General features: G+C 72.6%; 7 protein-coding genes. All 7 read left to right on the forward strand.

Features of this window, described 5'->3' with window-relative positions; translation table 11 throughout:
- The first annotated feature begins 23 nt into the window (after nucleotides 1-23).
- The 7 genes from ltaE (at nucleotide 24) to KV381_RS18075 (ending at nucleotide 12,609) form a co-directional block, all read left to right on the forward strand.
- A complete protein-coding gene (ltaE, locus tag KV381_RS18045; protein ID WP_030077187.1) occupies nucleotides 24-1,070 on the forward strand; it encodes a low-specificity L-threonine aldolase in 1,047 nt (348 codons plus the stop codon).
- Nucleotide 1,071: 1 nt separating this feature from the next.
- Nucleotides 1,072-7,587, forward strand: a complete 6,516-nt coding sequence (locus tag KV381_RS18050; RefSeq protein WP_218785668.1) for a non-ribosomal peptide synthetase — start codon at nucleotides 1,072-1,074, stop codon at nucleotides 7,585-7,587.
- An 84-nt stretch (nucleotides 7,588-7,671) separates the two neighbouring features.
- Complete coding sequence (locus KV381_RS18055) at nucleotides 7,672-8,658, forward strand: fatty acid desaturase family protein (protein WP_086779991.1); 987 nt, start codon at nucleotides 7,672-7,674, stop codon at nucleotides 8,656-8,658.
- A complete protein-coding gene (locus tag KV381_RS18060) occupies nucleotides 8,655-9,356 on the forward strand; it encodes a thioesterase II family protein (protein ID WP_158101288.1) in 702 nt (233 codons plus the stop codon). The genes KV381_RS18055 and KV381_RS18060 overlap by 4 nt, the downstream gene beginning before the upstream one ends.
- A 177-nt stretch (nucleotides 9,357-9,533) precedes the next feature.
- Nucleotides 9,534-10,748 (forward strand): 5-aminolevulinate synthase, encoded by a 1,215-nt coding sequence (gene hemA, locus KV381_RS18065; RefSeq protein ID WP_218785670.1) that lies wholly within the window; start codon nucleotides 9,534-9,536, stop codon nucleotides 10,746-10,748.
- A gap of 32 nt (nucleotides 10,749-10,780) precedes the next feature.
- A complete protein-coding gene (locus KV381_RS18070) occupies nucleotides 10,781-11,653 on the forward strand; it encodes a TauD/TfdA family dioxygenase (protein WP_030077198.1) in 873 nt (290 codons plus the stop codon).
- Nucleotides 11,654-11,664: 11 nt separating this feature from the next.
- On the forward strand, nucleotides 11,665-12,609 hold the full coding sequence (locus KV381_RS18075) for a 3-oxoacyl-ACP synthase III family protein (RefSeq protein ID WP_230543459.1): 945 nt from the start codon (nucleotides 11,665-11,667) through the stop codon (nucleotides 12,607-12,609).
- Nucleotides 12,610-12,622 lie beyond the last annotated feature (13 nt).

Genomic DNA, 12,622 nt, shown 5'->3' on the forward strand with positions numbered 1-12,622 from the left:
CAGCAGCGAAGAGAGCACCGACGATGATTGAACTGCGCAGCGACACCTTCACCCTGCCCACCCCCGCCATGATGCGGGCGATGAACGAGGCCCGCCTCGGCGACGACGTGTACGGCGAGGACCCGACCGTCCTCGAACTGGAGGAGCGCGCCGCCGATCTGCTCGGCAAGCAGGCCGGCCTGCTGCTGCCCAGCGGCACCATGGCCAACCTCGTCTCGATCATGACGCACGCCCCGCGCGGCTCGAAGATGCTGGTCGGCGCGGAGAGCGACATCTACATCTACGAGGCGGCCGGGGCGACGGTCTGCGCCGGCGTCATGTACGAACCGGTCCCCAACCAGAGCGACGGCCGGCTGCTCCTGTCCGATCTGCGGCGGGGCTTCCCCGACGACCCGGACGACGAGCAGTTCGCGCTGCCCTCGCTGATCTGCCTGGAGAACACCCAGAACCGGTGCGGCGGTGTCGTGCTGCCGCAGACCTATCTCAAGGAGGTGTGGGAGTTCGCGCACGAACGCGAGGTCGCCGTACACCTCGACGGGGCGCGGATCTTCAACGCGTCCACCGCGCTGGGGCTGCCGGCCGGCGAGATAGCGCAGTACGCGGACTCCGTGCAGTTCTGCCTCTCGAAGGGGCTCGGCGCGCCGATCGGCTCGATGGTCGTCGGCACCGCCGAGTTCATCACGGAGGCGCGGCGGGCCCGCAAGATGCTCGGCGGCGGTATGCGGCAGGCGGGCCTGATCGCGGCGGCCGGGCTGGTGGCCCTGGACGATCTGCACCGGCTCCAGGACGACCACGCGAACGCGCTGCGGCTGGCCGAGGGGCTCGCCGGGATCGACGGCATCGAGGTCGACCCGGCCGCCGTCCAGACCAACATCGTCATGTTCAGGGTGACCGACCCGCGCTTCACCTGGCAGACCTTCGTCGAGGCCGTCGGTCTGCACGGGCTGGCACTGGCCGAGCTCGGCCACGGCCGGCTGCGCGCCGTCACCCACTGCGGGGTCCGCGAGGCGGACATCGACCGGGCGCTGGCCATCGTGCGCCGGGTGCTCGCCGACGGACGGGAGCACTGACATGGCACCGCAGGACACCGGCACGACCGCGCACGCCACCGACCAGGCGCCGCGCACCACCGCCGAGAGCCTCCAGGCCGAGCTCCTGGGCATGCTCCTCACCTCCACGAAGGACGTCTTCGCGGACGACGCGATCGGCCGGGTGGACCGCGAAGGACCGCTGCCCGCCTCCAGCGCCCAGCGCCAACTGTGGTTCCTGGACCGGCTGCACGGCGGCAACGCCGCCTACAACGTCCCGTTCGCCCTGCGCGTCGACGGCCCTCTCGACCTCGACGCGCTGCGCGGCGCACTCCAGGACCTGGTCGACCGGCACGAGATGCTGCGGTCCGTCCTCGGCGAGGAGGACGGCGGACCGGTGCTGCGGATCTCCTCCGCGCTCGCGCTCGACATCGCGTGCACCGACGTCCCGGGCGCCACGCCCGAAGCGGTGGAGGCGGAGGTCCTGCGCCGGATGGCGGACGCGGCGCAGATCCCGTTCGACCTGACCGAGGGGCCGTTGCTGCGGGCCGCCGTGTTCCGGTCCGGCCCCGGCACCGGCCGCCACTACCTCTTCCTCAACTTCCACCACGTCGTCACCGACGGCTGGTCGGAGAGCCTCTTCTCGCGGGAGCTCTGGCAGTTCTACGAGGGCCGCGTCTCCGGCACGCCCGCCACCCTGCCCGCCCTCGCGCTCGGTTACGCGGACTACGCCGGCTGGGAGCAGCAGTCGCTCGTGGGCGGCGAGCTGCGCCGCCAGGTCGACCACTGGAAGAGCGAACTCGCCGGCGAGCTGCCCGTTCTGAGGATTCCCGCCGACCGCCCCCGCCCGGCCCGGCCCACCTTCGAGGGCTCCACGCTCCTGGCCACGCTCCCGGACGACCTGGAGCGGCAGCTGAAGGTGGTGTGCCGACGCGACGGGGTCTCCCCGTTCAGCGTGCTGCTCACCGCGTTCGACGTCCTGCTGCACCGCTACACCGGCGAGGAGGACATCATCGTCGGCGCGCCCGTCGCCAACCGGACCCGTAAGGAGTTCGAGGGCATCGTCGGGTTCTTCGTGAACACGGTGGCGCTGCGCAACCAGGTGCCGGGCGGTGCGACGCTCGCCGAACTCCAGCGGCGCACGCACGAGAACCTGCTGTCCGCGCAGGCCAACCAGGAGGCGCCCTTCGGCCGGGTGGTGGAGGAGCTGGCCCCCGACCGCGACCCCGGCCTCAACCCGGTCTTCCAGGTCATGTGCAACTACCTCGACCTGCGCGAGGAGGCCGGCGCGCCCGGACTGGACGTCCGCTTCCTGGAGATCGAGGACCGCGTCACCCGCTTCGACCTCGAAGCGCACTTCGAGGCCGGACCCGAATCCACCGTCTGCCGCTTCGTCTACAGCCGGGACCTCTACGACGAGGACCGCGTACGGCGGATGGCGGACCACTACCTCACCGTGCTCCGCGCCCAGTTGACGACGCCCGGGGCCCGCGCCGACGACATCGCCCTGCTCGCTCCCGAGGAGCACGCCCGGGAGATCACCGGCCACAACGCCACCGAGGCCCCGGTCGCCGGGGCGACCCTGCCCGCCCTGGTCGAGGAGCAGGTCGCCCGGACGCCCGGCGCGGCAGCGGTGGTGTTCGAGGAGGAGACCCTCACCTACGCCGAGCTGAACGAGCGCGCCAACCGGCTCGCCCGCACCCTGATCGCCCGGGGCGCGGGCCCGGAGCGGTCCGTCGCGCTGCTGGTGCCCCGCTCGCTCGACATGATCGTGGCGCTGCTCGCCGTGTTCAAGAGCGGCGCGGCCTACGTCCCGGTGGACCCGGACTACCCCCGCGACCGCGTCGCCTACCTCCTCGGCGACGCCGCCCCGGCGCTGACGATCGCCCACTCCCGGACCGCCGGCCTGGTGCCGGAGGGGGCTGAGCGGCTGCTGCTGGACGACCCCGCGCTGATCGCCGAGACGGCCGCCCGCCCGGCCACCGACCCCACGGACGCGGAGCGCACCGCGCCGCTCACCGCCCTGAACACGGCGTACGTCATCTACACCTCCGGCTCCACCGGCCGCCCCAAGGGCGTCCTGATGCCGGCCGCCGGGCCCCGCAACCTGATCCTGTGGCAGCGGGACACCATGGCCGGCATGACCGGGGTCAGGACGGCCCAGTTCACCGCGGTCGGCTTCGACGTCTCCGTACAGGAGATCCTCTCCACGCTGATCTCCGGCAAGACGCTCGTGGTGCCCACCGAGGACACCCGGCGCAGCGCCGAACAGCTCGCCCGCTGGCTGGACCGCCATCAGGTCAACGAGCTGTACGCGCCCGCCCCGGTCATCGACGCGGTGTACGAGGCCGCCGAGGAGCTCGGGCTCGCGCTGACCTCGCTCACCGACGTCCAGCAGGCCGGTGAGGCGCTCACCCTCGACGACCGCACCCGCGCCCACCACACGGGCAACGGCCGACGGCTGCACAATCTGTACGGCCCCGCCGAGGCCCACGGGGCGACCGTCCACTCGCTGCCCGCCGACCCCGCCCGCTGGCCCGTTGCGGCCCCGATCGGCCGGCCCGTCGCCAACACCCGGGTCTACGTCCTCGACGGACGGCTGCGGCCGGTGCCCGCCGGTGTCGTGGGCGAGCTGTACATCGGCGGCGAGGGCGTCGCCCGCGGCTACGCGGACCGCCCCGGCCTCACCGCCGAGCGCTTCGTCGCCGACCCCCACGGGCCGGCCGGCTCCCGGATGTACCGGTCCGGCGACCTCGCCCGGCGGCTGCCCGACGGCGCTCTGGAGTTCCAGGGCCGGGCCGACCACCAGGTCAAGATCCGCGGCATCCGCGTGGAGCCGGGCGAGATCGAGTCGGTGCTCGCCAAGCACCCCTCGGTGGCCCAGGTCGCGGTGCTCGCCCGGGACGAGGGGTCCGAGGGGAAGCAGCTGGTCGCCTACGTCGTACCGGACGCGGGAAGCAGTCCGGACATCGGTGAACTGCGCCGCCACGCCGAGGAGTTCCTGCTCTCCGCGATGGTGCCGCGCGCCTTCGTCGTCCTGGACGCCTTCCCGCTCTCCCCCAACGGCAAGCTGGACCGCCGTGCCCTGCCCGCCCCCTCCTTCACCCCGGAGGCGGCCGGCCGGGCGCCCGCGAGCCGGCGGGAGGAGGAGCTGTGTGCCCTCTTCGGCGAGGTGCTCGGCCGGCCGTGGCACGACGTCGACGCCAACTTCTTCTCCGGCGGCGGCCATTCGCTGCTCGCCACCCGGCTGATCAGCCGGATCCGCTCGGAGCTCGGCGTCGAACTCCCCATCCGGGCCGTCTTCGAGACGCCGACGGTGGCAGCCCTCGCCCGGGCCCTCGACGCGGCGGGCAGCGCGCGCAGGCCGCTGGTCCGCGCGGAGCGCCCGGACGCCGCACCGCTGTCGTCCGCCCAGCAACGCCTGTGGTTCCTCAACCGGTTCGAGGACCAGCGGGCCGCGTACAACATGCCCTCCGCGCTGCGGCTCACCGGTCCGCTCGACCGCGCGGCCCTGGAGGCGGCCCTCGGCGACCTCGTCGCCCGCCACGAGACGCTGCGCACGGTCTTCCCCGACTCGGCCGACGGCCCCCGCCGGCAGCTCCTGGACCCGGTGGAGGCACGCCCCCGGCTCGTCGTCACCGAGACCACGGACGACGAGGTGGCGGCCGCCGCCTCCCGGGCCGCGGGCGAGGGCTTCGACGTCACGGTCGACCCGCCGGTCCGCGCCCGTCTCCTCGTCACCGGTCCGGACACCCATGTCTTCCTGCTGGTGATCCACCACATCGCCGGCGACGGCTGGTCCATGGGCCCGCTGTGGCGGGACCTGGCCGCCGCCTACCGCGCACGGACCCGGGGAGCGGCTCCCGACCTCCCGCCGCTTCCCGTGCAGTACCCCGACTACACCCTCTGGCAGCAGGACCTCCTCGGCAGCGAGGACGACCCGCACAGCACGGTCGCCCGCCAGCTCGCCTTCTGGCGCACGGCGCTCGACGGCGCACCGGAGGAGACCGTGCTGCCCGTGGACCGGCCGCGTCCGGCGGCCGCGAGCAACAAGGGCGGCACGGTGCCGTTCCGGATTCCGGCACCGCTGCACCGGCGGCTCCTGGAGCGCGTGGAGCAGACCGACACCAGCCTCTTCATGGTGCTCCAGACCGGCCTGGCCGCCCTGATCGGCCGGCTCGGCGGCGGCACGGACATCATGATCGGCACCCCGATCGCGGGCCGCACCGACGAGGCGCTCGACGAGCTGGTGGGCTTCTTCGTGAACACGCTGGCGCTGCGCACGGACACCTCCGGCGACCCCACGCTGCGGGAGCTGCTGGGCCGGGTACGGGCCACCGATCTCGCCGCGTACGAGAACCAGGACATCCCCTTCGAGCGGCTGGTCGAGGCGCTCAACCCGGTCCGCTCCATGACCCGCCACCCGCTGTTCCAGGTGATGCTCACCCTGCACAACGACACCGAGGACCTGCTCGACCTGCCGGGCGTACGGGCCGAGCCGGTCCCGCTCGACCTGGACTCGGCCGTGTTCGACCTGCACGTCGACCTCACCGAGAGCCACACCCCGGACGGCGCCCCCGACGGTCTGGACGCTTACGTCGAGTACAGCGTGGACCTGTTCGAGGAGGCGAGCGCGCGGGACTTCGGCGACCGGCTCGTCCGGATCCTGGAGGCCTTCGCCGACGACCCCGGCCGCCGTCTGTCCGCCGTCGACCTGCTGGCCCCCGAGGAGCGCGACGACCTGCTCGTCACGCGGAACTCCCGGACCTGCCCGGTCGCCCCGGCCACCCTCGTCGAGCTGTTCGAGGACCGGGTGGCGCGCGCACCGGAGGCCCCCGCCCTGATCTGGGCCGGCCGGACGATCTCCTACGGGGAGCTCAACGCCCGCGCCAACCGGGTGGCGCACCATCTGATCGCGGCCGGCGCGGGCCCCGAGGACCTGGTCGCGCTGGTGCTGCCGCGCTCGGCGGACATGGTGACCGCCATGCTCGGCGTGCTGAAGTCCGGCGCCGCCTACATGCCGATCGACCCCGCCGCGCCCGCCGCCAGGACCGCCGCCACGCTGGAGAACGCCGCGCCGGTGGCCGTGTTCACCGTCGAGTCGGTCGCCGCCCTGCTGAACACCCCGGGCAAGGAGTCGAATCCGGCCGACGCGGACCGGGTGCGCCCGCTGACCCGGCGCCATGCGGCGTACGTGGTGCACACCTCGGGATCCACCGGGCTGCCCAAGGGCGTCCTGGTGGAGCACCACGCGGTGGTGAGCTTCTTCCACGCTCTCACCCGCCGGTACGAGGTGACCGACGCCGACACACTCCTGCACTTCGCGGCGCCCACCTTCGACGTGCACGCCCAGGACGTCTACTGCTCGCTGCTCTCCGGGGCCGCCCTGGTGGTGGCCTCCGACGAGGAGCGCCGCGACCCGGAGGTGCTCACGGAGCTGATGCGCTCCACGGGCGTCACCGTGGCGGAGTTCCCGCCGGCGATGCTGCCGCTGCTGGATCCGGAGCGGCTGCCCGGACTGCGGCTGGTCTCGGTCGGCGGGGAGGCCTACGCCGGCTCCCTCGTCCCGCAGTGGACCGCCGGAGGACGCACCTTCTTCAACGGCTACGGCCCGGCCGAGAGCACGGTCGCGGTCACCGTGATGGACTGCGTCGACGTCCACGACCGCACGCCGATCGGGCGACCGATCGAGAACGTCCAGGTGTACGTGCTCGACGCGAGGCTCCAGCCGGTGCCCCCGGGCGTGACCGGCGAACTGTATCTGGCGGGGGCGCAGTTGGCGCGCGGCTATCTGGGCCGCCCGGGGCTGACCGCCGAACGGTTCGTGGCCGACCCGTTCGGTCCGCCCGGCTCGCGCATGTACCGCACGGGCGACCTGGCGCGCTGGCGGCGGGACGCGATGCTGGAGTTCCACGGCAGGACCGACGACCAGGTGAAGATCCGGGGTTTCCGGATCGAGCTGGGCGACATCGAGGCGGCGCTCTCGGCGCACCCGGCGGTCGACCAGGCCCGTGTCCTGCCCGTCGACATCCCTTCCGTGGGGCGGCAGTTGATCGCCTTCGTGGTCCCGGAGGCCGGGGTGCTCGCGCCCGACGAGGCGCAGTTGCGCGGCTGCGCCGAGGCGGCGCTGCCGGACTACATGGTGCCCTCGGCGTACCGCGTGCTCGACGCGCTGCCGCTGACGACGAACGGGAAGGTGGACAAGAGGGCCCTGCTCGCCCTCGGGGTCCGCCCGACCCGTCTCGCGTACGCGGCCCCCGCCACGGACACCGAACGCGGGGTCGCGGAGATCTGGGCGGAGCTCCTCGGGCTGGCCCGGGTCGGCCGCCAGGAGAGCTTCTTCGCGCTGGGCGGGCATTCGCTCCTGGCGATCCAGGCCCTGACCCGGATCCGCGCCCGGTTCGGCGTACCGCTGACCGTCCAGGAGTTCTTCCAGGCGCCGACGGTCGCCGGGCTCGCCGCCGTCGTCGACACGGCCGGCACACCGGACGCCGCCGCTGCCGCCGCTCAGGACGACGGTCCGCGCATCGTCCGCCGCAGCCGCACCCTGCGCCGCTAGAGCGCGCGCCTCTCACCAGCACCACGGGCGGCGGAGAGCCCAGCGCCTCCGCCGCCCTTTTACACCGCACCCTGGGGGATTTCCATGCTTTCGTCACCACCGGGCGCTCGTCTCGGCCTGCCCGAGACCGCCTACAAGAGGGGCTACCGCAACCCGTCGCAGCTGCGCGACACGATCGCCGAGGCGCACACGACCCGGCTGTGGCGCACCACCGGCACCGCCGTCCTGGACCACCTGAGCGTCGTGGTCCTGCTGCTCGCGGCCACCTCGCCGGCCGTCCGCGACGCCGGCTGGTGGGCGCTCGCCCTCGCCCTCCCCGTCGCCGTCCTCCTCGCGGCGCGCCAGCTGCGCGCGCTCGAATGCCTGGTACACGAGGCGTCCCACTTCAACTGGAGCCGGCGCCACCGCACGGCGGGCGACATCCTGGCCACCGTGCTGGCCGGGGCGCCGACCGGCGCCCGGATCGCCGACTACCGGACGAGCCATCTGCTGCACCACGGACGCTTCGGCACCGCCGAGGACCCCGACCGCACCCGTTACGAGGAACTCGACCTCGAGAACCTCGACCGCTCGGGCGTCCTGCCGTACACCCTCGGCATGATCCGGCGGTTCGGCGCCTACCAGCGCGGCTGGCTGGAGTCCATGGGATCCGCGCCCCTCACCACGGCGCTGCCCTTCCTGTGGTGCGCCCTGGTCCTCGTGCTGCCCGCCCGGCTCATGGGCGGCACCGGCTGGGCGCTCGCCGCCGGACTCGGCTGGCTCGCCACCCACCTCGTCGGACTGCCCGCCCTGCGCTTCGTCGGCGAGGCCAACGAGCACGTCTACCGCGAGGCCGACACCGTCTTCGGCGGCACGGTCAGCAACATCGGCCTCCGCCAGCGGCTGCTCTTCCACCCGCACGGCGACGGCTTCCACACGGTCCACCACCTGTGGCCCGGCGTACCGCACCACCGGATCGCCCGGCTGCACCGCGAACTCCTCGCCCACGACGAGCCGTACCGCACCACGATCCGCTACCGCACCCGCGTCCTGGAACAGCCCCGCACCGGCCTGCCGCAGGGGGCCGTGTGACCACCCGGCTGATCTGTCTGCCGTACGCGGGAGCGGGCGCGGGCGTCTACCGCCGCTGGAAGGCGCTCTCCACCCCGGACCTGACCGCCGTACCGATCCAACTCCCGGGTCGTGAAGAGGAGTTCGGCCTGCCCTTCTACCCCACCTTCGAGGCGGCCGTGCACGGCACGGCCGACCGGGTCCGCACCGCGGTCGGCTCCGGGCCCTTCGTCGTCTTCGGCCACAGCTTCGGAGCCGCCCTGGCCCACGGCGTCACCCGTGAACTGGTGGCCCGGGGCGGCCCCCGGCCCCGCCATCTGATCGTCAGCGGCACGGTCAGCCCGCGCCACCGCAGCCCGCTGCCGATCTCCGCCACCGACGACGCACAGGCCGTGGCCGACCTGTGCGCGGCCACCGGCCAGAACCTCAGCGGGGACCTGGCCCCGCTGCTCGACCCCGAGCTGCGCACCCTGCTGCTCCCGGCCCTGCGCGCCGACGTCGCCCTGCTGGCCCCGGACCCGGCCCGGGAACCGGAACCGCTGCCCGTGCCCCTGACCGCGATCCGCGGCACGGACGACGCCCTGACGCCCACCGGACCCTGGCTGGACTGGGCCGCCTACACCTCGCAGCCGTTCCGTACCGTCGACCGGCCCGGCGGACACATGTATCTCGCCGACGACTGGGACGCGGCATGGCGGACCGTACGCGACCTGATCTGAAGCCCGCCCGACGCGCCCCCTTGCCCCTCCGCAACGCCCCCGCCCCCGCCCCGTGGAGGGCGGGGGCGTTCTCGGTACCGGCGGGGGAAGCAGACGGGACCGAGCGGGGAAGCGGCCCCTGCACGCTGTTTTCAACGCCCCGGAGGACAGACCCGGGAGGAACAGCGAAGGGAAACCATGGCCGCGTCATCGCTCGTCTCCCGCTCCCCATCCGCTTTCAGCGGGCTCGGTGCCGAGCTCGAAAAGCTCAGGAGCACCGGGCTCTACCGGGAGTTCACCCCCTGCTCCTACATCGCCCACGACCGCGGGCACGCCATGCACGACGGCCGCCGTATCCAGGTCTGGTGCACCAACGACTACCTGGGCATGAGCCAGCACCCCGAGGTGATGGAGGCGCAGATCACCTCCACCGTCCAGCACGGCGTCGGCAACGGCGGCTCCCGCAACATCGCCGGGACCAGCGAGACGCACGCCCGGCTGGAGCGGGAGCTGGCCGAGTGGCACGGCAAGGAACGCGCGCTGGTCTTCAACAGCGGGTACGTCGCCAACTTCGAGACGCTGAGCGTCCTGCTGAAGGCGCTGCCGGACACCGTGGTCCTCTCCGACGAGCTGAACCACCGGTCGCTGATCGAGGGCATCCGCGCGACCAGGAACACCCGGCACGTGTTCGCCCACAGCGACCTGGCCGCCCTGGAGGAGCTGCTCGCCGGCTACCCCCTGGAACGGCCCAAGCTGATCGTCTTCGAGTCGGTGTACTCGATGGACGGGGACATCGCGCCCATCAGCGAGATCTGCGACCTCGCCGAGCGCTACAACGCCCTCACCTACCTGGACGAGACCCACGCCATCGGGGTCAACGGACCGACCGGGGCGGGCATCTGCGAGGAGATCGGCGACCACCGCGCGTCCTTCGTGCAGGGGGTGTTCGGCAAGGCCGTGGGCACCACCGGAGGCTATGTGGCCGGGCCGGACGACGCCCTGGACTACGTACGCTCGCACGCCCCCGGCTTCATCTTCACCACCACCATCCCGCGGTCCAGCCTGGACGCCACCGTGCGCAGCCTGGACATCATCGGCGGTGACACCGGCCGGCTGCTGCGGAAGACGCTGCGCGAGAACGCCGACCGCATGCGCGCCGAACTGGCCCGGCGGGACATCGACTTCATCGCGGCCCCGACCCATCTCGTGCCCATCATCGTGCCGGGCGGCGACCGGGTGAAACAGGTCTCGCGACGTCTTATCGACGAGTTCGACATCTACGTCCAGCCCGTCAACTACCCCTCCGTGCCCAAGGGAAGCGAACGCTTCCGGGTCACGGTCCAGCCCTTCAGGACCCCCGAGCAGATCGAGGGCTTCGCCGAGGCGATGCACACCTGCCTCACCACCACGTGAAACCGCTGTCCGAGGAGAGGAACACCTTCACCATGTCTACGACCACCCCTGTACAGGTCGAGCAGCTCACGCCGTTCATCGGCTCGGTGATGCTCGGCGTCACCTACGACGACCTGAAGCGCGACGAGGTGTGGCAGACCCTCGTCGACATCGTCCACCAGCGTGAGCTGGTGGTGGTGCGGGGCCTGCGCATCACCCCCGAGCAGCAGGTCGAGCTCGCGGGCCGGCTGGGCACGCCGAAGCCCTTCCTGATGGCGAAGTACCGCCACCCCGAGTTCCCGGAGATCATGATCTCCTCCAACGCCACCCGCGCGAAGAAGCCGATCGGCGTGGCCCGCGTGGGCAACTTCTGGCACCAGGACTCCACGTACCAGCAGAACCCGGCCCCGTACACGATGCTGCACGGGGTGCAGGTGCCCAGCACCAGCGGCCACACGCTGTACGCCAGCGCCTGCGACGTGTACGACCGGCTGCCCGAGGAGTGGAAGCAGCGGATCGCCGACCGCACCGCGCTGCACACCGTGAACAAGCGGCAGCGCATCAGCAGCGAGCATGTCGGCCTGTCCATCGCCGAGTTCCGGGCGCTCGTCGACCAGGAGTACCCGAAGGTCGAGCACCCGCTGGTGAAGCGCGACCCGGCCAGCGGACGCCAGTACCTCTACGGCGCCCCGGAGTACATGGACTCCGTCGTCGGGTTCGACGCCAACGAGAACGCGGAGTTCTTCGCGCTGCTGGACAGCCTCATCCAGGACCCCGAGCGGGTCTACACCCACCGCTGGACCACCGACGACCTGGTGGTCTGGAAGACGGAGACGACCTACCACGCGGCCACCGCGGTGGCGCCGGACGCCGTCCGCACCGTGCACCGGGTGAGCATCGATGCGGCCGAGCCGTGGGAGGCATAGTCGACTTCGCGGTGAGCTTCCCGTCCGCGACGGCCGACATCCACGCGATGCACCGCGCCTCGGGTGTCCCCGTCGCGGACATCGCCCGGATCACCCACACCGAGAGCTTCCCGGTGCTGGGCGACGGCGAGCCGGCCTGGGAGCTGGCGGTGCGGGCCGCCCGTACGGTGCTGGACCGTACGGCGGCCCCGCCGCACCGCGTCCGGCAGGTCCTCTACGCCGGGTCCGGGGCCTGGGACCGGCCGTTCTGGTCGCCGGCCGCCAAGGTCGCCGACCGGCTGGGCATCGGCGAGGCGCACTGCTTCGAGGTGGCGAACTTCTGCAACGCGGGGGCGGCGGCCCTGTGGCTGGCCGCCCAGAACCCGGCGCTCGGGCCCGGGGAGTACGCGCTCGTGCTGGTCGGCGACCGGCTCAGCACGATGGTGGACTACGCGGATCCGGCCTCCAAGGGCCTGTTCAACTTCGGTGACGCGGCCGCCGCGATCCTGCTGGCGGCCGACGGCGACGCCGCCACCTCCTTCCGGGTCCTGCACTCCGCGATGCGCACGGACCCCAGCTGGTCCGACTACTACCACGGCGAGAGCCGGAACGACCGGGTCGTCATCCGGCGCGGCCCGCACCGCTCCGGCCTGGCGGACGCCTATGTCCGCACCTTCACCGAGCTCGTCCGGCAGACCCTGAAGGAACTGGGCCGGGACATCGACGACGTCGGCCGGCTGCTGATCAACCAGGGCGACCGGAGCATGCACGAACGGCTGCTGAACGAGCTGGGCATCCCGGCATCGCGCAGCGTCTTCAACTACCACCGGTTCGGCCACATGGGCGGGGCCGACCCCTTCATCGCCCTGCGCGACCTCAGCGACGACGGACTTCTGAGCTCCGGCGAACTGATCCTGCTGGCCACCAGCGGCATGGGTTTCAGCTGGGGGATCACCGCCCTCGAATACCAAGGATGAGAGCCGTGCGCCC

This window comes from Streptomyces sp. WY228, from assembly GCF_019287315.1.
Taxonomy (GTDB): domain Bacteria; phylum Actinomycetota; class Actinomycetes; order Streptomycetales; family Streptomycetaceae; genus Streptomyces; species Streptomyces caviscabies.